22 protein-coding genes and 2 pseudogenes are annotated in these 23,265 nt (G+C 71.7%); 21 read left to right on the top strand and 3 right to left on the bottom strand.

Annotation, left to right across the window (positions count from 1 at the left end; genetic code table 11):
* Positions 1-7 precede the first annotated feature (7 nt).
* The 11 genes from ACH4SI_RS00840 to ACH4SI_RS00790 are packed head-to-tail and all read left to right on the top strand — an operon-like array spanning position 8 to position 11,571.
* Entirely contained in the window at positions 8-1,219 is a 1,212-nt protein-coding gene (locus ACH4SI_RS00840; RefSeq protein ID WP_398291074.1) for a glycosyltransferase, read from the top strand.
* The gene (locus tag ACH4SI_RS00835; RefSeq protein ID WP_398291072.1) at positions 1,216-2,451 is read left to right on the top strand and encodes a methyltransferase domain-containing protein; all 1,236 of its coding nucleotides are present in this window, start codon (positions 1,216-1,218) and stop codon (positions 2,449-2,451) included. The genes ACH4SI_RS00840 and ACH4SI_RS00835 overlap by 4 nt, the downstream gene beginning before the upstream one ends.
* Positions 2,448-3,242: a glucose-1-phosphate cytidylyltransferase gene (locus tag ACH4SI_RS00830; protein WP_398291070.1), complete on the top strand. Its 795-nt coding sequence runs from the start codon at positions 2,448-2,450 to the stop codon at positions 3,240-3,242. The genes ACH4SI_RS00835 and ACH4SI_RS00830 overlap by 4 nt, the downstream gene beginning before the upstream one ends.
* On the top strand, positions 3,239-3,886 hold the full coding sequence (locus ACH4SI_RS00825; RefSeq protein WP_398291068.1) for a PIG-L deacetylase family protein: 648 nt from the start codon (positions 3,239-3,241) through the stop codon (positions 3,884-3,886). The genes ACH4SI_RS00830 and ACH4SI_RS00825 overlap by 4 nt, the downstream gene beginning before the upstream one ends.
* Positions 3,887-3,889: 3 nt before the next feature.
* Positions 3,890-4,951 (top strand): NAD-dependent epimerase/dehydratase family protein, encoded by a 1,062-nt coding sequence (locus ACH4SI_RS00820; protein ID WP_398291066.1) that lies wholly within the window; start codon positions 3,890-3,892, stop codon positions 4,949-4,951.
* A complete protein-coding gene (locus ACH4SI_RS00815; RefSeq protein ID WP_398291064.1) occupies positions 4,939-6,222 on the top strand; it encodes a DUF4910 domain-containing protein in 1,284 nt (427 codons plus the stop codon). The genes ACH4SI_RS00820 and ACH4SI_RS00815 overlap by 13 nt, the downstream gene beginning before the upstream one ends.
* Before the next feature lie 5 nt (positions 6,223-6,227).
* Positions 6,228-7,538, top strand: a complete 1,311-nt coding sequence (locus ACH4SI_RS00810; RefSeq protein WP_398292285.1) for a hypothetical protein — start codon at positions 6,228-6,230, stop codon at positions 7,536-7,538.
* Entirely contained in the window at positions 7,535-8,482 is a 948-nt protein-coding gene (locus ACH4SI_RS00805; protein WP_398291062.1) for a glycosyltransferase family 2 protein, read from the top strand. The genes ACH4SI_RS00810 and ACH4SI_RS00805 overlap by 4 nt, the downstream gene beginning before the upstream one ends.
* A complete protein-coding gene (locus ACH4SI_RS00800; protein ID WP_398291060.1) occupies positions 8,479-9,690 on the top strand; it encodes a polysaccharide pyruvyl transferase family protein in 1,212 nt (403 codons plus the stop codon). Before ACH4SI_RS00805 ends, ACH4SI_RS00800 begins: the two co-directional genes overlap by 4 nt.
* Positions 9,687-10,238 (top strand): dTDP-4-dehydrorhamnose 3,5-epimerase family protein, encoded by a 552-nt coding sequence (locus ACH4SI_RS00795; RefSeq protein ID WP_398291058.1) that lies wholly within the window; start codon positions 9,687-9,689, stop codon positions 10,236-10,238. The genes ACH4SI_RS00800 and ACH4SI_RS00795 overlap by 4 nt, the downstream gene beginning before the upstream one ends.
* A gap of 7 nt (positions 10,239-10,245) precedes the next feature.
* Complete coding sequence (locus ACH4SI_RS00790) at positions 10,246-11,571, top strand: glutamate-1-semialdehyde 2,1-aminomutase (protein ID WP_398291056.1); 1,326 nt, start codon at positions 10,246-10,248, stop codon at positions 11,569-11,571.
* 7 nt (positions 11,572-11,578) lie between these two features.
* Here ACH4SI_RS00790 and ACH4SI_RS00785 read toward each other — a convergent pair whose 3' ends face one another.
* Together ACH4SI_RS00785 and ACH4SI_RS00780 are read right to left on the bottom strand one after the other, a co-directional pair.
* Positions 11,579-12,241: a phosphatase PAP2 family protein gene (locus tag ACH4SI_RS00785; RefSeq protein ID WP_398291054.1), complete on the bottom strand. Its 663-nt coding sequence runs from the start codon at positions 12,239-12,241 to the stop codon at positions 11,579-11,581.
* Between the two features lie 171 nt (positions 12,242-12,412).
* Positions 12,413-12,568 (bottom strand): annotated as a pseudogene (locus tag ACH4SI_RS00780) (allantoinase); the annotation flags it as partial.
* Between the two features lie 174 nt (positions 12,569-12,742).
* Between ACH4SI_RS00780 and ACH4SI_RS00775 the strand changes: the two are divergent.
* Positions 12,743-14,551, top strand: coding sequence for a thiamine pyrophosphate-requiring protein (locus ACH4SI_RS00775; protein ID WP_398291052.1), 1,809 nt, complete (start codon positions 12,743-12,745; stop codon positions 14,549-14,551).
* Here the strand turns inward: ACH4SI_RS00775 and ACH4SI_RS00770 are convergent.
* Positions 14,490-15,131, bottom strand: coding sequence for a hypothetical protein (locus ACH4SI_RS00770; protein WP_398291050.1), 642 nt, complete (start codon positions 15,129-15,131; stop codon positions 14,490-14,492). The genes ACH4SI_RS00775 and ACH4SI_RS00770 overlap by 62 nt on opposite strands.
* A 109-nt stretch (positions 15,132-15,240) precedes the next feature.
* Here ACH4SI_RS00770 and ACH4SI_RS00765 point away from each other — a divergent pair, with 109 nt between their 5' ends.
* The 9 genes and pseudogenes from ACH4SI_RS00765 to ACH4SI_RS00725 all read left to right on the top strand — a co-directional run bounded on the left by ACH4SI_RS00765 (position 15,241) and on the right by ACH4SI_RS00725 (position 23,265).
* Complete coding sequence (locus ACH4SI_RS00765; protein WP_398291048.1) at positions 15,241-15,684, top strand: SPW repeat protein; 444 nt, start codon at positions 15,241-15,243, stop codon at positions 15,682-15,684.
* Positions 15,681-16,721, top strand: a complete 1,041-nt coding sequence (locus ACH4SI_RS00760) for an SDR family oxidoreductase (protein ID WP_398291046.1) — start codon at positions 15,681-15,683, stop codon at positions 16,719-16,721. Before ACH4SI_RS00765 ends, ACH4SI_RS00760 begins: the two co-directional genes overlap by 4 nt.
* A 37-nt stretch (positions 16,722-16,758) precedes the next feature.
* The gene (locus ACH4SI_RS00755) at positions 16,759-17,841 is read left to right on the top strand and encodes an NAD-dependent epimerase/dehydratase family protein (protein ID WP_398291044.1); all 1,083 of its coding nucleotides are present in this window, start codon (positions 16,759-16,761) and stop codon (positions 17,839-17,841) included.
* A gap of 120 nt (positions 17,842-17,961) precedes the next feature.
* Positions 17,962-18,090 carry an LPFR motif small protein gene (locus tag ACH4SI_RS00750; protein ID WP_398291042.1) on the top strand — a complete coding sequence of 43 codons (129 nt, stop codon included), beginning with the start codon at positions 17,962-17,964 and terminating at the stop codon, positions 18,088-18,090.
* Positions 18,091-18,092: 2 nt separating this feature from the next.
* The gene (locus tag ACH4SI_RS00745) at positions 18,093-18,281 is read left to right on the top strand and encodes an SDR family oxidoreductase (RefSeq protein ID WP_398291040.1); all 189 of its coding nucleotides are present in this window, start codon (positions 18,093-18,095) and stop codon (positions 18,279-18,281) included.
* Between the two features lie 13 nt (positions 18,282-18,294).
* A pseudogene (locus ACH4SI_RS00740) lies at positions 18,295-18,582 on the top strand (endonuclease/exonuclease/phosphatase family protein); the annotation flags it as partial.
* A 488-nt stretch (positions 18,583-19,070) separates the two neighbouring features.
* Positions 19,071-19,964, top strand: coding sequence for an oxygenase MpaB family protein (locus ACH4SI_RS00735; protein ID WP_398291038.1), 894 nt, complete (start codon positions 19,071-19,073; stop codon positions 19,962-19,964).
* A 965-nt stretch (positions 19,965-20,929) separates the two neighbouring features.
* Positions 20,930-21,892: an ABC transporter ATP-binding protein gene (locus tag ACH4SI_RS00730; RefSeq protein ID WP_398291036.1), complete on the top strand. Its 963-nt coding sequence runs from the start codon at positions 20,930-20,932 to the stop codon at positions 21,890-21,892.
* Entirely contained in the window at positions 21,889-23,265 is a 1,377-nt protein-coding gene (locus ACH4SI_RS00725) for an ABC transporter permease (RefSeq protein WP_398291034.1), read from the top strand. The genes ACH4SI_RS00730 and ACH4SI_RS00725 overlap by 4 nt, the downstream gene beginning before the upstream one ends.

The following is a 23,265-nucleotide window of genomic DNA, read 5'->3' as shown; positions in this document are numbered from 1 at the left end:
CCCCCGCATGCACGTTCTCGTGGTGCACAACCGCTACTCCTCGGCGCAGCCGAGCGGGGAGAACAGGGTTGTCGACCAGGAAGTGGGGCTGCTGCGCGCGGCCGGCCACCGGGTCGAGGTGTTCGAGCGGCGCAGCGACGACATCGCCGGCCGGTCCCTCCTCGGCAAGGCCGCGGTGCCGCTCCTCGTGCCGTGGAACCCGGCGGTCCGTACGGAGCTGGCGGCCCGGCTGCGCACCGAGCGGCCGGACGTGGTGCACATCCACAACGTCTTCCCGCTCCTGTCGCCCGCGGTCCTCGCCGCCTGCGCCGACTCCGGCGTACCCGCCGTCGCCACGCTGCACAACTACACCCAGGTCTGCCCGCCCGGCACGCTGCACCGGGACGGCCGGTCGTGCACCGAGTGCGTCGGGTCGGTGGCGTCGCTGCCCGCCGTCCGGCACGGCTGCTACCGGAACTCCCGCCTCGCGACGGTGCCGCTCGCGGTCAGCCTCAAGGTCAACCGGCGGCGGTGGTGGTCCGGCGTGGAGCGGTTCTTCTGCATCTCCGCGGCGCAGCGCGACGTCCTGGTGCGGTCCGGCATGCCACCCGAGCGGCTGACGGTGAAGCACAACTTCGTGCCGGAGCCGGGCGCCTGCCGGGCGGGCGGCGGCGAGCAGTTGCTGTTCCTCGGCCGGCTCGCGGAGGCCAAGGGCGTGCGGCTGCTCATGGCCGCGTGGGACGAGATCGCGGCAGGCGGCGGTGTGGGCGTGCCACTCGTGCTCGCCGGCGCGGGGCCACTGGAGCGAGAGGTGACCGCCTGGGCGGCGGGCCGGGACGATGTCCGCTACGTCGGCCTGCTCGACCCGGCTCAGTGCCGGCAGGCCGTCGCGCGGTCGGTCGCCGTGGTGGCTCCCTCGATGGCTCTGGAGACGTTCGGCCTGGTCGTCGCGGAGGCGATGGCGGCGAGGGTCCCGGCCGTCGCCGCCCGTCACGGCGCGTTCGTCGAACTCGTCGAGGACGGGGTGACCGGGCTGCTGCACCGGCCGGGCGAGCCCAGCTCGCTCGCGTCCTGCCTGCACCGGATCACGGCCGAGCCGGCCCGCAACCAGGCGATGGGCGAGGCTGCCCGGCGCCGTTACGAGCAGCGCTTCAGCCCGGCCGTCGGGCTGGAGCGCCTGGTGGATGAGTACCGCACCGCGATCGCGGGTCGGACGGAATCAATGGGGGGCAGTAAATGACACGATGCCGACTCTGCGGCTCGGCGACGCTGGCGAGCGTCGTCGATCTCGGTGCGACGCCACCGTGCGAGAGCTTTCTCGCCGCGGATCAACTGGATCAACCGGAGCCCGCGTACCCGCTGCACCTGCGGGTCTGCACCGACTGCTGGCTGGCGCAGATCCCGCCGCTGATCACGCCGGAGGAGACGTTCAAGGAGTACGCGTACTTCTCCTCGTTCTCGACCTCCTGGGTGGAGCACGCGCGCACGTACGTCGCCGACGCCGCAGCGCGGGTGGGCCTCGGCCCCGACGCCTTCGTGGTCGAGGTGGCGAGCAACGACGGGTACCTGCTGAAGCACGTGGTGGACCGGGGCATCCGCTGCCTCGGCATCGAGCCGTCGGTGAACGTCGGCGCCGCGGCGCGGGACGCGGGTGTGCCCACGCTCACGGAGTTCCTGTCCCCGGACACCGGAGCGGCCGTCCGCGCCGAGCACGGCCCGGCGGACCTGGTCGTGGCCAACAACGTGTACGCGCACATCCCCGACGTGGTCGGGTTCACCCGGGGGCTGCGCGCCCTGGTCGCCGACGACGGCTGGGTCTCCATCGAGGTGCAGCACCTGCTGACCCTGATCGAGGAGAACCAGTACGACACGATCTACCACGAGCACTTCCAGTACTACACGGTCGCGTCCGCGATCAGGGCGCTGGCGAGCGGCGGACTCGCGCTCGTGGACGTCGAGTTGCTGCCCACCCACGGCGGCTCCATCCGGCTGTGGGCCCGCCCGGCCGAGGTGGCCGGCGAGCCGAGCCGCCAGGTGGTCGACGTGCTGGCCCGGGAGAAGGCCGCCGGGCTGCAGGAGCTGTCCGGGTACACCGAGTTCTCCGCCCGGGTGGCCACGGTGCGCCGGGATCTGCTGCGGTTCCTCATCACAGCGGCCGAGCGCGGCGAGACGGTCGTCGGCTACGGCGCCCCGGGCAAGGGCAACACCCTGCTCAACCACTGCGGCATCCGGCCCGACCTGCTCCCGTACACGGTCGACCGCAACCCCTACAAGCACGGCAGGTTCACCCCGGGCACCCGCATCCCGATCCTGCCGCCCGAGCGGATAGCCGCCGACAAACCGGACTACGTCCTCGTCCTCCCGTGGAACCTGCGGGCCGAGCTGGTCGAGCAGTTGTCCTTCGTGCACGACTGGGGCGGCCGCCTTGTCTTTCCCATCCCGGAACTGAGCATTGTCGAGGTCAAGCGATGAAGGTCGTACTGTTCTGCGGCGGATACGGGATGCGGATGCGCAGCGGCGCGGCCGACGACGTGCCCAAGCCGATGGCGATGGTCGGCCCGAGACCGCTGATCTGGCACGTCATGCGCTACTACGCGCACTTCGGGCACACCGAGTTCATCCTGTGCCTCGGCTACGGGGCCCACCACATCAAGAACTTCTTCCTCAACTACGAGGAGACGACGTCCAACGACTTCGTCCTGCGGGGCGGACGGACCGAGCTGCTGTCCACCGACATCTCGGACTGGACGATCACGTTCGCGCAGACCGGCATCGAGTCACCGATCGGGGAGCGGCTGCGCCGGGTGCGGCACCACCTGGACGGCGACGAGATGTTCCTCGCCAACTACGCCGACGTGCTCACCGACGCCCCGCTGCCGGAGATGATCGACCGGTTCGCCCGGCGCGACGCCGGTGCGTCGATGATGGTGGTGCCGCCGCAGTCCTCGTTCCACTGCGTGGAGCTGGGCGAGGACGGACTGGTGGGGGGCATCACCGCGGTGAGCGAACTGCCGCTGTGGGAGAACGGCGGTTACTTCGTGCTCCGCCAGGAGGTCTTCGACCACATACCGGAGAACGGGGACCTGGTGGCCGACGGATGCGCCCAACTGGCCAAGCGGGGGCGGCTGGTGGCGCACCAGCACCGTGGCTTCTGGAAGCCGACCGACACCGTGAAGGAGCGGGCCGCGCTCGACGCCGCCTACGCCCGGGGCGACCGCCCGTGGGCCGTGTGGGAGCGGGACAACGCCGCGGTGAGCGCGTGATCCGCCTCGGGGCCGGGCCCCTGGACCGGATCGTCGCGGTGGGCGCGCACTGCGACGACATCGCCATCGGCGCCGGTGGCACGCTGCTGACGCTGTGCCTCGCGCGGCCGGGCATCCGTGTCGACGCGCTGGTGCTCTCGGGCGGCGGGAGCGAGCGGGAGCAGGAGGAGCGGGCCGCGCTCGCCGCCTTCTGCCCGGGCGCCGCCCTGCGGTTGACCGTGCACAAGCTGCCGGACGGCCGGATGCCCGTGCACTGGGACGAGGCCAAGGCCGCGGTCGAGGAACTGCGCGAGCGGACCGAGCCCGATCTGATCCTGGCCCCGCGCACCGACGACGCGCACCAGGATCACCGCGGCCTGGCGAAGCTGATACCCACCGCGTTCCGCGACCACCTCGTGCTCGGCTACGAGATCGTCAAGTGGGACGGCGACCTCGGCAGTCCGGCGGCGTACCAGCCGCTGTCGCCGGAGATCGCCGAACAGAAGGTGCGGCTGCTCCAAGAGCACTACCCCTCGCAGCGGCACCGGCCCTGGTACGACCGGGAGGCCTTCCTCGGTCTCGCACGGATCCGCGGCATCGAATGCCACGCGCGCTACGCCGAGGCGTTCGCCGTCACCAAACTCACTCTCGACCTGGGGGAATGAACCTTGCGCGTACTGCTCACCGGACACCAGGGCTACCTGGGCACCGTCATGGCCCCTGTCCTCAAGGCCGCCGGACACGAGGTCGTCGGTCTCGACGCCGGCCTGTTCGCCGACTGCGTGCTGGGCGACCCGCCCGCGGACCCTCCCCCAGTCGGCGCTGACGCGCCTGTGGGCGGTGCCCCCAGGCACCGGGTGGACCTGCGCGACGTCACGGCCGACCACGTGGCCGGGGTGGACGCCGTGATCCACCTGGCCGCGCTGTCCAACGACCCGCTGGGATCGCTGGCGCCGGAGCTCACCTACGACATCAACCACCACGCGTCCGTGCGGCTGGCCCGGCTGGCCCGCGACGCCGGGGTGCGGCGCTTCCTGTACGCGTCGACCTGCTCGGTGTACGGGGCCGCAGGCGGGGACGACCTGGTGGCCGAGGACGCCCCGCTGCGCCCGGTGACGCCGTACGCGGAGTCCAAGGTGCGGGTGGAGGACGACCTGCACGCCCTGGCCGACGGCGACTTCAGCCCGGTGTACATGCGCAACGCCACCGCCTTCGGCTACTCGCCCCGGCTGCGCGCCGACATCGTGCTGAACAACCTGGTGGGCCACGCGCTCCTGTCCGGCGAGGTCCTGGTGCTCTCCGACGGCACCCCCTGGCGCCCGCTGGTGCACGCCGCCGACATCGCACGGGCCTTCACGGCCGCGCTGACCGCGCCGCGCGAGGCGGTGCACGACCGTGCGTTCAACATCGGCAGCGAGACCAACAACGTCACGGTCGCCGAGATCGCCGAGCAGGTCGCGGAGGCGGTGTCCGGCGCGCGGGTGAAGATCACCGGCGAGAACGGCGCCGATCCGCGGTCGTACCGCGTGGACTTCTCCCGTTTCCGCGCCGCGATACCCGGCTTCGACTGCGAGTGGACCGTGAAGCAGGGCGCGCTCGAACTCGCCGACACCTACCGGAAGTTCGGGCTGACCAAGGAGGACTTCGAGCGACGCTTCACCCGGCTCGCCGTGCTGCGCGCGGCGTCCGACACCGGAGCCGTCGACGACACCCTGCGGTGGCGCCGGTGACCACGATCGGCGAGGAGATGCACACACTGGTGGAGCGGTTGTACCCGCTGTGCCGGAGCATCACCGGCGACGGTGTGCGCGCCACCCTGGACATCGTCGGCGAGTACCTCCCGCTGCGGATGCACGAGGTGCCGACCGGGACGCAGGTGCTCGACTGGACGGTGCCGCAGGAGTGGAACATCCGCGACGCGTACATCGCCGACACCGAAGGCCACCGGATCGTCGACTTCGCCGCGTCCAGCCTGCACGTGCTCGGCTACAGCGTTCCGGTCTCCGCGACCATGCCGCTCGCCGAGCTGCGCGGACACCTGCACACCCTGCCGGACCACCCGAGCTGGGTGCCGTACCGCACCAGCTACTACAAGCCGGAATGGGGGTTCTGCCTGGCCCAGGAGACCCTGGACGCGATGCCGGACGGCGAGTACGAGGTGTGCGTCGACTCCACACTCGCCGATGGCCACCTCACCTATGCCGAGCACGTGGTCCCCGGACAGGTCCCCGACGAGGTGATCGTCTCCTGCCACGTCTGCCACCCGTCGCTGGCCAACGACAACCTGGCCGGCATCGCGGTGGCGACGTATCTGGCCCGGGCGCTGGCGGAGCAGACGCCGTACTACACGTACCGCTTCCTGTTCGCGCCCGGCACCATCGGGGCGATCACCTGGCTGGCCCGCAACGCGGAGCGGATCGACCGGGTCAAACACGGCCTCGTGCTGGCCTGCGCCGGCGACCGGGGGCAACTGACGTACAAGCAGAGCAGGCGCGGCGACGCGGAGATCGACCGGGTGATGCGACACGTGCTGGCCGCCTCCGAACGCCCGCACCACATCACCGAGTTCACTCCGTACGGCTACGACGAGCGGCAGTTCTGCTCCCCCGGGTTCGACCTCGGCGTGGGCTCGCTCACCCGGACCCCGTACGCGGGCTACCCCGAGTACCACACCTCGGCGGACAACCCGGACTTCGTCTCTCCGGAGGCGATGGCGGACACCCTCGCCGTCTGCCGCGCGGCGTTCGCCGTGCTCGACCGCAACCGGCGGTACGTCAACCTCAGCCCCTACGGCGAACCGCAGCTGGGCCGACGCGGGTTGTACGACGCGCTCGGCGGCCGCAGCGACACCAAGCAGGCCCAGATGGCCATGCTCTGGGTACTCAACCTCTCCGACGGCGAGCACAGCCTGCTGGACGTCGCCGAGCGGTCCGGGCTGCCGTTCGACACCGTCGCCGACGCGGCCGGCGCTCTGCACGGCGCCGGGCTGATCAAGGCATGACGCCGATGACCACCGAGGAGGAGAAGACGACGGCGTCGGCGGACCGGTCCCGACGCGCCCGGCCGAGCGCCCGGCGCGCCCTCGTCGGCCGGCTGTCCTGGGGACTGGCCGACCAGGCGGCCTCCAGCATCAGCAACTTCGTGGTGGGGATCTACGTGGCCCGCTCCCTGGGGGTGACCGCGTTCGGCGTGTTCAGCCTGGCCTGGGTGACCTACGGCGTGGTGCTCAACGTCTCCCGCGGGCTGGCCACCGACCCGCTCGTGGTGCGCTTCAGCGGCGTGTCGGACGCGTCCTGGCGCGGCGCGGTGGCCCGGGCGTCGGGTACCGCGCTCGGCGTCGGTGCCGCCCTCGGCGCGGCGTGTCTGGTGGTCGGCCTAGCTCTCGGCGGCCGTGTGGGGCCCGCGTTCGCCTGCCTCGGCCTCATGCTGCCGGGGCTGCTGCTGCAGGACGCCTGGCGGTTCTCGTTCTTCGCCGCCGGAACCGGGCGGAAGGCGTTCGTCAACGACCTCGTGTGGGGCATCGCGCTCGTCCCGGCCATGGTGGTGGCGGCCCGTGTGGGCAGCGTGGACGCCTTCGTGCTCGCCTGGGGCGCGTCCGCCGCGGTGGCCGCCGCGTACGGCTGCCTCCAGTCCGGCATCCGGCCCCGGATGACCGAGGCGCGCGGGTGGCTTCGCGAGCAGCGCGACCTCGGCTACCGGTACCTGGTCGAGAACGTCAGCCTCAGCGGCGCGAGCCAGCTGCGGGCGTACGGGCTCGGCGCCATCGCCGGGGTCGGCGCGGTGGGTGCGGTGCGGGGCGCCGAGCTCCTGATGGGCCCGTTCCTCGCCGTACTGATGGGGCTGTCCCTGGTCACCGTCCCGGAGGCGGCACGCGTGCTGCGGCAGGCCCCGCACCGCCTCGGCACGTTCTGCCTCCTCCTCGGCGGCGGGCAGGCCGCCGCCGCGCTGCTCTGGGGCGGGCCGCTGCTGCTGTTGCCGAACCGGCTCGGCGAGCTGGTCCTCGGCGGCGTCTGGCACTCCGCCTCGCAACTCATCGTGCCGATCACCCTCGGCGTCGCGGGCGCGGGCCTCGGCACCGGCGCGGCGGCCGGGCTGCGCGCGCTCGGCGCGGCCCGGCGCAGCCTGCGCTGCCAATTGTTCGCCTCCGCCTGCTATGTCGGCGGCGGGCTCGGCGGCGTGGCCGTCGCCGGCACGGTCGGCTCGGCCTGGGGCGTCGCCGCCGCGACCGTCAGCGGCTCCGCCGTGTGGTGGCTGCAGCTGCGGTCCGCCCTGCGCCAGCGCCACCACGATCCCGTCCCCGAAGTGAGGACCTCATGACCGACCGCCCCAGGCTGAGCATCGGCCTGCCCGTGTACAACGGCGAGGAGTACCTCGCCGAATCGCTCGACGCCCTGCTCGGCCAGACCTACGAGGACTTCGAGCTGCTCATCTCCGACAACGCCTCGACCGACGGGACCCAGGACATCTGCCGCCGGTACGCCGCGAAGGACTCGCGCATCCGGTACCTCCGGCTGCCCCGGAACATCGGCGCCACGCCGAACCACAATCGCGTGTTCGCCGAGTCCCGCGGCGAGCTGTTCAAGTGGGCCTCGCACGACGACCTGTACGGCCGGGACCTGCTGCGGGCTTGCGTCGAGGCGCTGGACGAGCGGCCGCACGTGATCCTCGCGCACGCCGACCAGGCGGTCATCGACGGCGACGGCCAGGTGAAGGTCCCGTACGAGTACACGCTCGCCACCGACTCACCGCGCCCGCCGGAGCGCTTCCGCAGCATGCTGTTCGAGCCGGGCGGCGACGACTTCTACGGGGTGATCCGGGCCGACGTGCTGCGCCGGGTGAAGCCGATGGACAGCTACCACCACGCGGACCGCACGTTCGTCGCCGAGATCGGCCTGCACGGGCCCTTCCACCAGGTGCCGGAGCTGCTGTACTTCCGCCGCGACCACCCCACCCGGGCCGAGCGGGCGAACCCGTCGAAGCGCTCCCGGTGCGTCAACCTCGACCCGCGCCGGGCAGGCCCGCTGCACCCGACGCCGCGGCTGCTCGCCGAGTACGTCTGGGGTTTCATCGCGGCGATCCGGCGGGCTCCGTTGTCCCCGGCCGACCGTCGCGCGTGCTACCGCCACCTGGTCGCCTGGATGACCAGCCGGGCCCGGCCGGGCGCCGGTGAGCGGGTGGAGGACCGTGCGCCGGTCGACCCGGCCAAGCTCACCGTCTCCGTCGACGCCCTCGTCGCCGGACGTGAGGGGAGGCGGGCATGAAGACCCCGACACGGGTGGGGGTGTTCGGGCTGCTCGGCTCCGGCAACCTCGGCAACGACGGGTCATTGGAGGCCGTGCTCGGCTACCTCCGCGCCGAGCACCCGGGGGCGGTCGTGGACGCGCTGTGCGGCGGACCCGAGGCCGTGACGACCCGGTTCGGGATCCCCGCCACGCGACTGCACTGGAACCGCGCGGAGTACCGGACCGCGTCACGTGCGGGCGCGATCGCGGGCAAGGGTCTGGGCAAACTCGTCGATGTCTTCCGCACCGCCGCCTGGGTGCGCCGGCACGACGTGGTGATCGTGCCCGGCATGGGCGTCCTGGAGGCCACGTTGCCGCTGCGGCCTTGGGGCTTCCCGTACTCGCTGTTCCTGCTCTGCGCGAGTGGCCGGCTGCTCGGCACGCGGGTCGCGCTGGTCAGCGTCGGCGCCGCGACGATCGTCAACCGGCCGACCCGGGCCCTGGTGCGCTGGTCGGCGCGGCTGGCCGCGTACCGGTCGTACCGGGACGCCCAGTCCCGCGACGCGATGCGGGCGATGGGCGTGGACACCGCGCGCGACGAGGTCTACCCGGACCTCGCGTTCTCCCTGCCGACGCCACCCGCGGGCACGCCCTCGGGCACGGTCTGCCTCGGTGTGATGGACTTCCACGGCGGCAACGACGACCGCGCCCGGGCCGAGGAGATACACCGACGCTACCTCGACGGGACGATCCGGTTCGTCCGCGCGCTGGTCGAGGAGGGCAGGCCGGTCCGGCTGCTCACCGGCGACGAGTGCGACGCGTCGGTGGTCGCCGCGATCCTCGACGCGGTGGACTCGCCGCTGGTCACCGCGGCCGAACCGGCCTCACTGGCCGACCTGATGAAGGAGATGGCGGCCGCCGACACCGTGGTGGCGGTCCGCTACCACAACCTGATCTGCGCGCTGAAGACCGGCACACCGGTGCTCGCGCTCAGCTATGCGGCGAAGAGCGACGCGCTCATGGATCGGATGGGCCTCGGCGCGTACTGCCACCCGGCCCGCGAGGTGGACGCCGACCGGCTGCTCGAGCAGTTCCGGGCGCTGGAGAAGCGATCGGCGGAGCTGCGCCGGACACTCGCCGAGCGGAACCAGGACGCCTCCCGGCAACTCCGGCACCAGTTCACCGCCCTGACCGCGGCCCTGTTCCCGGCGACGGGCCACACCCACGATCGACAGGAGTCTCCATGAAAGCGACCGAAGTCCCGGAGATCGCCGGCGCGTACCTGTTCGAGCCGACGCCGTACACCGACGAACGGGGCTTCTTCTGCCGCATCTTCGACGCCGACGTCATCCGCTCGGTGGGCCTCGACCCCGACGCCTTCGTCCAGGACAGCCTGTCCCGCTCGGTCCGGGGCGTGCTGCGCGGCCTGCACCTGCGCTCCGGCGCCGGCGAGGCCAAGCTGGTGCGGTGCTCGTACGGGAGGATCTTCGACGTCGTCGTGGACCTGCGGACGGACTCGCCGACCTACCTGGGCCGGGCCTTCTTCGAGCTGTCCGGCGAGACGCAGGCGACCTTGTACATCCCGGCGGGGTGCGCGCACGGCTTCCAGTCCCTGACCGAAACCGCCGACACCTCGTACCGGATCGACCGCCCGCACGATCCGACGGAGGACGTGACGATCGCCTTCGACGACCCGGAGCTCGCCATTCCCTGGCCGCTTCCCGCCACGTCGATGTCCCAGCGGGACCGGGAGGCGCCGAGCCTCGCCGACGTCCTGAAGCGCTACGAGAGTTGAGGTCGGCGTGGCCACCGAAGAGTTCCCACTGCCCCGGTCGCGGACGGCGAACGAGCGGCTGCACGCCCTGATCCCCGGGGGCGCGCACACCTACGCCAAGGGCGACGACCAGTACCCCGAGAACCTGGCCCCGGTCATCAGCCACGGCCGCGGTGCCCATGTGTGGGACATCGACGGCAACCGCTACGTCGAGTACGGCTCCGGCCTGCGGTCGGTCAGCCTCGGCCACGCGCACCCACGCGTGATCGAGGCGGTGCGGCGGGAACTCGATCGCGGCAGCAACTTCGTCCGGCCGTCCATCGTGGAGGTCGAGGCCGCGGAACGCTTCCTGGCCACGGTGCCGACCGCCGAGATGGTGAAGTTCGCGAAGAACGGCTCCGATGTCACCACGGCCGCGGTGCGCCTCGCCCGCGCCGCCACCGGGCGGCCGCGGGTGGCGCTCTGCGCCGACCATCCGTTCTTCTCCGTCGACGACTGGTTCATCGGCACCACGCCGATGTCCGCCGGCATTCCGGCGGCGACCACCGAACTCACCGTGGCGTTCCCCTACGGGGACCTGGCCGCCACGGAGGAGCTGCTCACCCGGTACCAGGACGAGGTCGCCTGCCTGATCCTCGAACCCGCCACCCACACCGAGCCCCCGCCCGGGTATCTCGCCGGCCTGCGCGAGCTGGCGGACCGGCACGGCTGCGTACTGATCTTCGACGAGATGATCACCGGCTTCCGCTGGTCCGAGGCGGGCGCCCAGGGCCTGTACGGCGTCGTCCCCGACCTCTCCACGTTCGGCAAGGCGCTGGGCAACGGATTCGCCGTCTCCGCGCTGGCCGGGCGCCGCGATCTGATGGAGCGGGGCGGGCTGCGCCACTCCGGCGACCGGGTGTTCCTGCTGTCCACCACGCACGGTGCGGAAACGCACTCCCTGGCCGCCGCGATGGCCGTGCAGACCACCTACGTCGAGGAGGGCGTCACCGCGCGGCTGCACTCCCTCGGCGAGCGGTTGGCCGCCGGTGTCCGCGACGCCGCGGCGAGCACGGGCGTCGGCGACCACATCGTCGTCCGGGGCCGGGCCAGCAACCTGGTCTTCGCCACGCTCGACGAGAACCGGCAGCCGTCGCAGCGGTACCGCACCTTGTTCCTGCGCCTGCTCCTCGCGGGCGGGGTGCTGGCCCCGTCGTTCGTGGTGAGCAGCGCGCTCGGCGACGCCGACATCGACCACACCGTCGAGGTGGTGGCCCAGGCATGTGCGGTGTACCGGAAGGCGCTGGACGCCGCCGACCCCACCCCCTGGCTGGCCGGGCGCCCGGTGAAACCCGTATTCCGCCACCTGTCGTGAGGTGACGTCAGCGGCGTTCCCGCCGACCAGTGTCGGCCGTCCGGTCGACCAGCCACGCGGTCGCCGGTGTCACCGCCAGCGCGGTGCACCAGCCGCCGAGGGCGTCGGTCGGGTAGTGCGCGCCCAGGGCGACCTGCGCCCAGCCCATGGCGGCCCCGGCAACCAGCGCCGCGGCGAGCACGAGTGACGTGCCGGCCATCCTGCCGAGGCCGAGTCGGCCGGTCGCGACCAGCGCCACCACGAGGGCGAGGGCGGTGAGGAAGGCGGTGTGCCCGCTCGGGTAGGACAGGTTGCCGTCGCCGTGGATGGTGCGTCCCACCAGGTGCTTGAGCAGCGTCGCCACCCCCACGGCCACGCCGACGCCTGCGACGACGAGCACCGCCGCGCGAGGACGCCGGAGCAGCAGGCAGCCCGTCACGGCGGCCACGACCAGCGTCGCCGCTCCCACGGGCTCCCCCAGGAAGTCGAGGGTCAGTGCGACGCTCCGCCACGGCGACCGCACACTGTCCGCCGTCGGGTCGACGAACCACCCGTCCACCATGCCGGGCCGGCTGTGGCCCGCGTACAGGACCCCGAGCACGACGACCACCAGCGCGGCGAGGGCCGCGATCAGCCCGAGCCACGTGCGCAGCGACGGGGGCAGCACCGCGGGCGCCGGCCGGCCGGTCACACGCCCACCGCGTCGTCGAGCACGACCTGGACTGGGTCGACTTCCAGTTCCGCTCCGGCCAGGCGATCCAACGCGAGCCCCCCGTCGTGTTCGCCCCGCCCTCAAGCCGCCGGGCGGATTGACCTCACTTGTCATCCTAACCAACAGTCCGCCCTGTTGGGGCCGTTGCGGTCATGCGGTGTGCCGCTCGATCAGTCGACCCGTCCTCTGGGTGACGCGCCCGTCCTCGGCGATCCGTTCACCGCGCAACCATGTCCCCCGGACGACGCCGTGCAAGGCCTTGTCCGCGTAGGCGGTGATCTGGTTGCGGTGGTGGAGCCGGCCCGGGCGTTCTGCCTGGTCACCGGCATGTCGGGCGTCGGCGGAGGGTCATCGGGGCCTCCCGCCTTCAGCCGAATGGGCGACCCAGCGGGGTGCGGGACTCCGGGACCTTGCGCACTATGTAGATCTTGGTATCGATGCCCCGACCGGGCGAGGGCAGGGCCGGCGAGAGGAAGACCTGTGTCACGCAAAGTGTCCGACTACATCCTCCAGCGCCTGCGCGAGTGGGACGTCGAACATGTCTTCGCCTACGCGGGCGACGGCATCAACGGTCTGCTCGCCGCCTGGGGACGGGCCGACAACAAGCCCCGGTTCATTCAGGCCCGGCACGAGGAGATGGCCGCCTTCGAGGCCACGGGCTACGCGAAGTTCTCCGGCCGCGTGGGGGTGTGCGCGGCGACTTCCGGGCCTGGGGCCATCCACCTGCTCAACGGCCTGTACGACGCCAAGCTCGACCACGTACCGGTGGTGGCGATCGTCGGCCAGACCAACCGCAGCGCCATGGGCGGCTCCTACCAACAGGAAGTCGACCTGCTGAACCTCTACAAGGATGTCGCCGCCGACTTCTGCGAGATGGTCACGGTCCCCGAACAACTCCCCAACGTCATCGACCGGGCGATGCGCACGGCCTACGCCAAACGCACGGTGACGGCCCTCATCATCCCCGCCGACGTGCAGGAACTCGACTACTCCCCGCCGACACACGCGTTCAAAATGGTCCCCTCCAGCCTCGGCATCTCCTCCTACGCGCCCATCCCGGACCCCACCGACCTGGACCGTGCCGCCGACGTACTCAACGCCGGCGAGAAGGTGGCGATCCTCATCGGCCAGGGCGCACGCGGGGCGCGAGCCGAAGTCGAGGAACTCGCCGACGTACTCGGCGCCGGGGTGGCCAAAGCCCTCCTGGGCAAGGACGCCCTCCCCGACGACCTGCCGTATGTCACCGGAGCCATCGGGCTGCTGGGCACACGCCCCTCCTATGAGCTGATGCAGGAGTGCGACACTCTGCTCGTCATCGGATCCAGCTTCCCCTACACCCAGTTCATGCCGGAACTCGACCAGGCCCGCGCCGTGCAGGTCGACATCGACCCCTTCATGATCGGCCTGCGGTACCCCTTCGAAGTCAACCTCGTCGGAGACGCGCGGGAGACCGTCAGGGCCCTGCTCCCGAAGCTGAAGCGCAAGAAGCACGGGTCGTGGCGGAAGAAGATCGAGAAGAACACCGCCCGCTGGTGGAAGGTCATGGAACGGCGCGCCGCCGTGGACGCCGACCCCATCAACCCCGAATACGTCGTCCACGCGCTCGACGCCCTCCTCCCCCACGATGTGATCCTGGCAGCCGACTCCGGCTCGGCCGCCAACTGGTACGCACGCCACCTCCGCATCCGCGGGACCATGCGCGGCTCGCTGTCCGGCACGCTCGCCACCATGGGCCCCGGCGTCCCGTACGTCATCGGCGCCAAGTTCGCGCACCCCGACCGGCCGGCAGTGGCCCTCGTGGGAGACGGGGCCATGCAGATGAACGGCATGGCGGAGCTCATCACCGCCGCCAAGTACTGGCCGGACTGGCGGGACCCCCGGCTGATCGTCGCCGTGCTCAACAACCAGGACCTCAACCAGGTCACCTGGGAGATGCGCGCGATGTCCGGCGCCCCCCAGTTCCTCCCCTCCCAGGCCCTCCCCGACGTGCCGTACGCGGACTTCGCCCGCTCCATCGGCTTGGACGGCGTCCGTGTGGAAACACCGGGGGAAGTGGAATCCGCCTGGCACAAGGCGCTCGGCGCGGACCGCCCCTTCGTCATCGACTTCCGCACCGACCCGGCCGTACCTCCGATCCCTCCGCACGCCACCCTCGATCAGATCGAGGCCGCGGCCGCGGCCATCGTCAGGGGCGACACCGACCGTGCGGACATGGTCCGGCAGGGCGTCAAGGCCAAGATCCGGGAATTCCTGCCGGGCATGAGCCACCGTCAGGAACGGCGGGATTGACGCCGCCGCCGTGGTCCGAAGTGGAGTGGTTCAGCTCTCCGGGCCGTCGCTGAGGCGTACCGCCGCCTCGAGGAGTTGGGCGTGGACGAACGCCTGCGGCAGGTTGCCGCGGAGCTGGCGCCAACGAACGTCGTACTCCTCGGCGGACAGCCCCGGCGGGCCGCAGGCGGCCCGGGTCCAGCTTCTCCGTCCCCGCCCGGGTGCCGATCTCCAGGACGAGGTCATGTGTTTCTCCCGAGGCCACGGTGAAGTCCGTCGCCAGCAGGCCCTGCCGGCCGAGGGTGGCGCCGGCCGCTCCGGTGAGGTGCAGGTGCAGTCCACCGCCGTGGGTCGACCAGGTTCCGTCCTCCAGCCGCAGCGTCACGCGCGCGTCGCCGCGCACCGCGCGAATACGGCGCAGCAGGACCAGCCGGTCCGGGGTGGCGGGCATGGCCAGCGCCTCCCGGCATTCGATCACGGTGTCGCCGGTGGTCCAGCGGCCGACGTGGATGAGGGTGCCTTCCTCGTAGGAGCCGCCCCAGACGTTCCAGTGGCCCTCCGGGCCGAGGATGTACCCGAGTACCCGGCTGTGGCACGGCAAGCGGTGGAAGGTACGGCGCCTGCCCGGCGGATCCGGCGCGGCCGCGGTGATTGGACCCGCTTCTCGCGGCTACCCGGCGCTGAAGGCCACCGGAAGGAGGTGCGTCATCATGACCACGCCTGGATCCCGCATCGAAGAACACCCGGATCTGATGGAGCTCAGGGCCCGCTACGAGCGCGCGGCCACGACTCCGCAGGCCCGGGCCGTGGAAGGTCTGACCCTGCTGGCCGGTCTGTACCTGGCCATTTCTCCGTGGGTGGTGGGCTTCTTCGATACCGCGACAGCGCTGACCGTCAACAACCTCATCACCGGACTGGCAGTCGCGGTCCTGGCACTGGGCTTCGGTTCGGCCTACGAGCGCACCCACGGCCTGGGCTGGGTCGTGGCGGCGATCGGCGTCTGGACGATCATCACGCCCTGGGCCGTCTACGGCCCCTCGCCCACCACGGGCACCATGGTGAGCAACGTGATCACCGGCGCGGTGATCTTCCTCCTCGGGCTGGCCACCTCGGCCTTCGGGATGAAGGGCAAAACCCGAGCGCAGCAGCGGTGAGGGGCCCGGGCGAACGGCCGGGACGCCACGGGCGTGAGATCGTCGTCGTGACCGGCGCAAGCGCCGGCATCGGCCGCGCGACCGCCCACGCCTTCGCCGCCCGGGGCGCGGCGGTCGCCCTGCTGGCGCGCGGTGCGCGGGGGCTGGAGGCAGTGGCGGACGAGGTGTGGTCGGCCGGTGGCCTTCCCCTGCCCATCAGCGTCGACGTCTCCGATGCCGCGGCCGTGGACGCGGCGGCCACCCGGGTGGAACAGGATGTGGGGCCCATCGACATCTGGGTGAACGCCGCCTTCACCACGGTCTTCGCACCCGTCCAGGAGATCGAGGCGGAGGAGTTCGAGCGGGTCACCCGCGTGACGTACCTGGGGTTCGTCCACGGCACCCAGGCGGCCCTGCGCCGCATGGTGCCCAGGGACCGCGGCACCATCGTGCAGGTCGGCTCCGCCCTCGCCCATCGGGGCATCCCCCTGCAGTCCGCCTACTGCGCGGCCAAGCACGCCATCCAGGGCTTCCACGAATCCCTGCGCTGCGAGCTCCCGCACGACCACAGCCGGGTACGGGTCACCATGGTACACCTGCCCGGCGTCAACACACCCCAGTTCAGCTGGGTGCTCTCCCGCCTGCCACGGCACCCCCGGCCCATGGCGCCGATCTACCAGCCGGAAGTGGCCGCGCAGGGGATTCTGTACGCCGCCGACCACCCGAAACGACGCGAGCACTGGGTGAGTGGATCAACCGCCGCGACACTGATCGGGAACAGGTTCGCCCCAGGACTGCTCGACCGGTACCTCGCCCGCACCGGCTACTCCTCCCAGCAGACGGACCGGTCACGCGCCCCGGACCAGCCGACGAACCTCTGGGCCCCCGCCGACGACGCCAATGGCCGCGACCACGGAACGCACGGGGCCTTCGACAACCAGGCGACGAGCCACAGCACCCAGCTGTGGGCTTCCCAGCACCACGGGCTCCTGGCCGCCGTCGGCACGGCCGCCGGGGCCGTCGCATGCGCCGTGGCCGTACGGCGCGCCAGGAACTGAACGACGGACCGAAGCGACGAAGCGAGGAGATGGGGACATGCACCAGCGGGACGCGGATACATCCGGGCTGCGGGTGGTCGTGGTGGGCGCCACCGGCAACGTCGGCTCCGCGGTGGTGCGGACGCTGGGCGAGGAGGCTGCCGTGTCCTCGGTCCTGGGGCTCGCGCGCCGCGTTCCGGACTGGGCGCCGGAGAAGACGGAGTGGCGCGCCGTGGATCTCGGTGACCCGGATGTGGAGCTGGAGCCGCACTTCCGCGGTGCGGATGTGGTGGTGCATCTGGCCTGGCTGTTCCAGCCCACCCGCGAGCCGGTCACCACGTGGCGCACCAATGTGCTGGGCAGTGTGCGTGTCTTCGAGGCCGTGGCCGCCGCGGGCGTTCCCGCCCTGGTGTACGCGTCGTCGGTGGCCGCGTACTCGCCGGGGCCGAAGGACCGCGCGGTCGACGAGTCCTGGCCCACCCATGGCTGGCCCGAGGCCGCGTACACCCGCGAGAAGGCGTACCTGGAGCGCTTCCTCGACGCTTTCGAGCAGCGCCATCCGGACCTGCGGGTCGTGCGGATGCGCCCCGGTTTCCTGTTCCAGCGGCAGTCCGCCTCCCAGCAGCGCCGGCTCTTCGGCGGGCCGCTGGTGCCGGGCAGCGTGGTGCGGCCGGGGCTCGTGCCCGTCGTCCCGGAGGTGCCGGGGCTGCGGTTCCAGGTGCTGCACACCGAGGACGCCGCCGCGGCCTATCGCGCCGCCACCATCCGGGACGTACGTGGCGCGTTCAACATCGCGGCCGAGCCACCGGTGGACGCCGGCGTTCTCGCGGAGATCCTGGGTGCGCGATTGCTGCGGGTGCCCCGGCCTTTCCTGCGGGGCTGTGTCGCGGGTGCCTGGAAGCTGCGTCTGGCACCCGCTTCCGCGGAGCTTTTCGATGCGGTGCTGCGGGTCCCGCTGATGGACACCACACGCGCCCGGAAAGAGCTGGGGTGGGCGCCCCGGCACACGGCTGCGGAGGCGGTCGAGGAGTTCCTGCGCGGGCTGCGGCGGGGAGCGGGCGGCCCCACGGCGCCGTTGGCCGAGGACTCGCCTGCGGGTCGCGCCCACGAGGCGGCGACCGGCGTGGGCAAGCGGCCCTAGGGCTCCGGACCGGACGGGCTCGTTTCCCCCTCCATCGCCTGGGAACACGGGGAGGCCAGGCCGTGCGGGCCACAGCCGTGGCACCGCACAGCGAGCGGTTCGATCAGAACGGAGACCCCGATGTTCCGAGCATTGGCAGACGTGATCCGGGCTATCGGTGGGGCCATCGCCACCGTCGTCACCCTGCCCTTCCGCGCGATAGCGCGGCTGTTCGGCGGCGCCGCGGACACCGCCCACGGACGCCACTGAAGGTGGCGCTGATCACCGGTGGCGACTCGGGCACAGGCCGTGCGGTCGCCCTGCCCGAAGCGCCCCTGGGCCGTCCGGCCCAGCCGGAGGAAGTCGCCCCGGCGTACGTGTACGTGGCCTCGGACGCGGATGCGAGCCACACGGTGGGCGAGGTGATCACTGTCACCGGTGGAGTCGTGGACACGCGCTGAACACCCCCGCCCCATGGACGAGTTACGGGTCATGACGATGAACGTCCTGGCGCCCGAGTATGCCGATGGCGCCGGTCGTCGTTCCGCGCTGATGCGGGAGCTCGAGCGCCGGGCCCCGGATGTGCTCGCGCTCCAGGAGGTGACCCGGGCGGACGTGCGGGCCCTCGCCACCGAGGGCTGGCATGTCGTGCCGCACCCTCGGTGGTCGGCCGACGGCATCGGGGCGGTCCTGGCCGCCCGTACGTCCTGGGAGTCCGTTGCCACGGACACCCTCCAGGTGACCGGGCGGACAGCTCGCACCGACTGGTGTGGTGTCGTTGCCGCGCGACTTCCGCTGTCCGAGCCTTTCGGGCCGTTGCTCGTCGTACGAGCGCGAGCGGCAGGCCCTGGCCACAGCCCGTCTCGTCGAAGGACTGATCGCGGACCAATCGGTGGGCCATGCGGTGTTGTTGGGAGACTTCGACGCCACCCCCGATGCCGCGAGCATCCGCTCACAGGAGGGCTCGGGCCCGGGGGCGGGGCGCTGTACGGGGCACTGATCTGCTGGGCCATGGGAACGGACGTGATCTACGCCTGCCAGGACCGGGAGGCCGATGTGCGGGCCGGGGTGCGGTCGGCCGCCGTGGTGCTGGGGCGCCGTAGCCGGGTGCTGGTGGGCGGCGTGTACGCGGGGTGTGTGGCGGGCGGGCGTTCGGCACCAACCCCCTGCGCGGACTGCTCATTCTCGTGGCCGTGCTCGCCGGGCGGGTCGGTACCCTCGGCTGAGGGACACGGACCCTGGAGGTGCTGGTGGGACTGCGGGAACGGATCTCGGCGGAACTCACGGCGGCCATGCACGGCGGGGATCTCAAGCTGGAGCGGTACGCGGGGCCGCCGGGTGACCCCGGGCTGTTCGGGATCGCGCCGGGAGATCCGGTGTGGCGGGTGCACGGGCACGCCACCGGGATGCTCACCGGCGGGTTCGCCGCGCTCATGCTCCAGTCGCTGCATCCGCTGGCCATGGCGGGCGTCGACCAGCACTCCGACTTCCGCGCCGATCCGGTCGGGCGGCTGAACGGAACCGTACGGTTCATCACCACGACCACCTTCGGCTCCACGCCCGCCGCCCGCGAGGTGATCGACCTGGTGCGTCGGATCCACACCCGGGTGCACGGCACCGCCCCCGACGGGCGGCCGTACCGCGCGGACGACCCCGACCTGCTCACCTGGGTGCACACCGCCGAGGTACGCAGCTTCCTCGCCGGCCACCAGACCTACGCACCCCGGCCGCTCCGGCTGACCCCCGCCGAGTGCGACGCCTACTATCGCCAAGTCGCCCCCGTGGCCGAGGCGTTGGGCGCCCGGAACGTACCGCGCACGTCCCTCGAGGCCGAGCGCCACCTGACCCGCCTCCGCCCCCACCTCCACGCCACTCCGGCCGCGTTGGACTCGGTTCTGTTCCTCCGCCGCTTCGGACGCACACGACGGGAGCGGCTGGTCGTCGGCCTGCTCACGAACGCCTCGGTCGGACTCCTCCCCGACTGGGCCCGCACCGAACTCGGCATTCACCGCCCGGCCCCCGTCCGCACCGGCTGGGACCGGCCCCTCGCGACGGCCGTCGGACGCACCCTCCAGTGGGGGCTCGGGCCCTCCCGGATCCAGGCCGCCGCACGGGGACGGCTGGCGGGGACGCGGCAGCGATGACGTCGAGATCTTCGCGGCGGGGACCTTCGACCGCCTCCTGGCCCTGGCCCAGGGCACCACTGCGGGCTCGCGGCGGGACATCAAGGCCACCATCCCCGAACGCGCCGATCAACTCGCAGGCCGAGCCCGCTTCGGAGCCGCCCGAGAACGAAGAGGCAGGGCGGCTGCGGATGGCCGCCCTGCCGGGCGGTGGCATGCTCGTCGCGGGATGATGGGGGGCGGTGTAGGTGCCGGTCCCGGACACGTTGCCCCTGCGGCGCACACGGCCGCCGTCGTACCGGGCCGATTCCAGGCGCACGTTGCCGGCGGCCGTCGGGGAGGTCGACGGCGCTGTCCCACCGGCACGACACCGACGACGCCGACGATGCCGTCGCGGACGAGCACGTCCGATCGTCCGCGTACCAACGCCTCGTCTCGGTAACCGCTTCCTCGCGGAGCCGCGACCGAGACCGCGCGATGGTGGCCACGTTCCGGCAGTGGTCGGCCGCACTACTGCCAGAGATCGACCAGCTCAAAACGGAAGGGAACCGCGAGTTCATCCACCGCCGTACCCACGACTGGCTGTTCTGTCTGTCCATCAAGGACAGACACGAAACATCGCGAAGAACCGAGCCAGAAGCCGCAAGCCGAGAACGCAATGAGTCGGTAGTGGCAATGGGCAGGCGCGCCGACTACCTCACCCGGCAGGCACACAACACCGCACAGAGACCCCGAGGGCGCCACCCAATTCCGCTCCGTGCCCCCTTGGCATTCACCGCGACATTCACCATGGCAACTCAATCATGAAAGCACCCGCCTTTGCTCAAGTAATGGCAAAGATGCTGCCCAGAACGCGCATGATTCCACCTCGGCGGCGACATCGAGAATGCCAAGTCGCTTCATGTTCTCCATACATTCAGCTCTCCCTCCCCGTGAGCGGCATGATCAATCCATAGGGTCCTTGAGGCATATGAAGGAAGGGACCCATGGAAGAACTCCGCGCAATCCGGGCTCGCGGTATCACGAAGGGCTTCGGTGATGTCGTCGCCCTGGACGGCATCGATCTCGATGTGTCGCAGTGTCAGATCCACGGCCTGGTCGGACCGAACGGCGCCGGAAAGACGACGTTGCTCGGCCTTCTGCTGGGGCTCGCGGTGGCCGACCGCGGTCGCCTGGAGATCCTGGGTACGCCGGTCGAGCGGGCACTCGACACTCCCGACGGTGTCGCCGGCTTCGTGGACGGCCCCGCTCTCTACCCCTCGCTCACTCCACGGCAGAACCTCGCCGCGCTGGCCGCGCTCCGCGGCCACGACGCGCGCACGGCGGGGATCGACGACGCGCTCGCCGAGGTCGGTCTCACCGACGTCGCCGACGACCGTACCCGCGGCTTCTCCCTCGGCATGCGCCAGCGACTCGGGCTCGCCGCCGCCCTGCTGTCCAAGCCCCGGCTGCTCGTCCTCGACGAACCGTCCAACGGCCTCGACCCGGCGGGCAAGAAGCATGTGCACGGTGTCCTGGGCCGGCTCGCGGCCGACGGGACCGCTGTCGTGCTCTCCAGCCACAACATGGACGACCTCGAGGCGCTGTGTTCCGAGGTGACCATCCTCGCCGCCGGACGCGTCGTCTTCTCCGGCCCGCTGAGCGAGCTGGCCACCGAGAGCCGTGCACTCGACTACCGGCTGCTCACCTCCGACCCGCAGACCGCGCGCCGGCTGGCGGACGACGCGCCGGGGATACAGGTCGTCGATGACGCCGGGGTACGGCAGGACGCCGAACCGCTCGTCGTACGAGCCCTGATGCCCGCCCTCGACCAACTCGTGGTGCGGCTCGTGGAGAAGGGCGTCGCGCTGCGCGAGCTCACTCCCGTGGTGTCGCCGCTCGAAGCCGCGTTCCTCGCCCTCACCGAGCAACAGCAGGAGCAGCAGCAGGGGCAGGAGGCGGGCAGATGACCGCGACCCTCACCCGGAGCGGGGAACAGGGACACGAGCAGGTGTCCGGGGGCCGTCACGTCCCCGTCTCCCGCGCCTGTCGCTTCGAGCTCGTCAAGCTCGTCTCCCAGTGGCGGATCCGCCTGCTGGTCCTCGCCTGCTGGGTCGCTCCCGCCCTCTTCGTCGCCGGCACGAGCCAGCAGAGCACCCTTCCCGTCGACACCCTCTTCGGGCGCTGGATGCTCGCCTCCGGGTGGGCCGGGCCACTGGTGATGCTCGGTTTCGCGGGGACCTGGGCGCTCCCGCTGCTGACCTCGATCGTGGCCGGTGACGTGTTCGCCTCCGAGGACCGGCTGGGCACCTGGCGCCATCTGCTCGTGGCGGTCCGCTCCCCCCGGCGGATCTTCATGGCGAAGGCGGTGGCCAGTCTCACCGTCCTGCTGCTGCTCGTGGCCGGGCTCGCGGTCTCCGCCACCGTCGGCGGCCTCCTCGTGGTCGGCAACCAGCCGCTTGTCGGTCTCGACGGCCATCTCCTGGCACCGCCGGACGCCGCCGTCTCGGTCCTGCTCTCCTGGGTCTGCGTCCTCGCTCCGACCCTGGCGCTCGCCGCACTCGGCCTCCTCGGGTCGGTCACGCTGGGCCGGTCCCCGATGGGGCTGCTGGTGCCCGTGCTCGTCTCGCTCGCGATGGCGGTCGCCCAGATGCTGCCGCTTCCGGTGGCCGTGCGCGTCGCCCTGCCGAGCTACGCCTTCATCTCCTGGAACGGTCTGTTCACCAGCCCCCGGCAACTCGGCCCGCTGCTGATCGGCATCGTTGTCAGCCTCGTGTGGGCCGTGGTCGCGACGGCGCTGGCGTATGTGCTCTTCGTACGGCGCGACTTCACCAACCTGGCCCACGACGGTTCGGGCCGCCGCGCGATCACCGTCGGAGCCCTGCCGCTCGTCGGGGTGGCCGCCGCTTCGTTCGCGGTCGTCGCCGCGACGACCTCGGCGACGGGCTCCGGGATCGAGCAGGACAAGGTGCAGCGCTCGCTCGCCACGGCGTTCGCGCACCTGTACCGCATGCAGACCGACCAGCTCAACCGACCCGCCGTCACCGAGGCCCAACTGAAGGCCACGGCGTCGTGCAACAAGGGAAGCACCAGGGTCGCGGCGGAAGGCCCGGGCAACGACTGGCGCTGCGTCGTGACCTGGCATCTTCCCGGCGTCGAGGCCACAGGGCAGGCCATCTACCAACTCGACGTCACTCCGGACGGGCGGTTCATGGCCGATGGCGATGGACCGAAGGAAGTGAACGGCTACTTCCTGGTGCGGACCCCCGACGGGGACGCACCGAACCCGCTGTGGCAGTTCGACGGCAACGTCGAGCTGCTCGACACCACCCCGAAGGGATAG

This window comes from Streptomyces sp. NPDC021212, from assembly GCF_044332925.1.
In the GTDB taxonomy this organism is placed as follows: domain Bacteria; phylum Actinomycetota; class Actinomycetes; order Streptomycetales; family Streptomycetaceae; genus Streptomyces.
Note: the sequence above shows the minus strand (reverse complement) of the source record. Positions and strands in the feature narration are given on the sequence as shown.

Bases quoted from the DNA above. Each gene is read 5' to 3' on its own strand.
- ACH4SI_RS00840 (WP_398291074.1), top strand. From the start codon at position 8: ATGCACGTTCTCGTGGTGCACAACCGCTACTCCTCGGCGCAGCCGAGC.
- ACH4SI_RS00835 (WP_398291072.1), top strand. From the start codon at position 1,216: ATGACACGATGCCGACTCTGCGGCTCGGCGACGCTGGCGAGCGTCGTC.
- ACH4SI_RS00830 (WP_398291070.1), top strand. From the start codon at position 2,448: ATGAAGGTCGTACTGTTCTGCGGCGGATACGGGATGCGGATGCGCAGC.
- ACH4SI_RS00810 (WP_398292285.1), top strand. From the start codon at position 6,228: ATGACCACCGAGGAGGAGAAGACGACGGCGTCGGCGGACCGGTCCCGA.
- ACH4SI_RS00805 (WP_398291062.1), top strand. From the start codon at position 7,535: ATGACCGACCGCCCCAGGCTGAGCATCGGCCTGCCCGTGTACAACGGC.
- ACH4SI_RS00800 (WP_398291060.1), top strand. From the start codon at position 8,479: ATGAAGACCCCGACACGGGTGGGGGTGTTCGGGCTGCTCGGCTCCGGC.
- ACH4SI_RS00795 (WP_398291058.1), top strand. From the start codon at position 9,687: ATGAAAGCGACCGAAGTCCCGGAGATCGCCGGCGCGTACCTGTTCGAG.
- ACH4SI_RS00765 (WP_398291048.1), top strand. From the start codon at position 15,241: ATGACCACGCCTGGATCCCGCATCGAAGAACACCCGGATCTGATGGAG.
- ACH4SI_RS00755 (WP_398291044.1), top strand. From the start codon at position 16,759: ATGCACCAGCGGGACGCGGATACATCCGGGCTGCGGGTGGTCGTGGTG.
- ACH4SI_RS00750 (WP_398291042.1), top strand. From the start codon at position 17,962: ATGTTCCGAGCATTGGCAGACGTGATCCGGGCTATCGGTGGGGCCATC.
- ACH4SI_RS00730 (WP_398291036.1), top strand. From the start codon at position 20,930: ATGGAAGAACTCCGCGCAATCCGGGCTCGCGGTATCACGAAGGGCTTC.
- ACH4SI_RS00725 (WP_398291034.1), top strand. From the start codon at position 21,889: ATGACCGCGACCCTCACCCGGAGCGGGGAACAGGGACACGAGCAGGTG.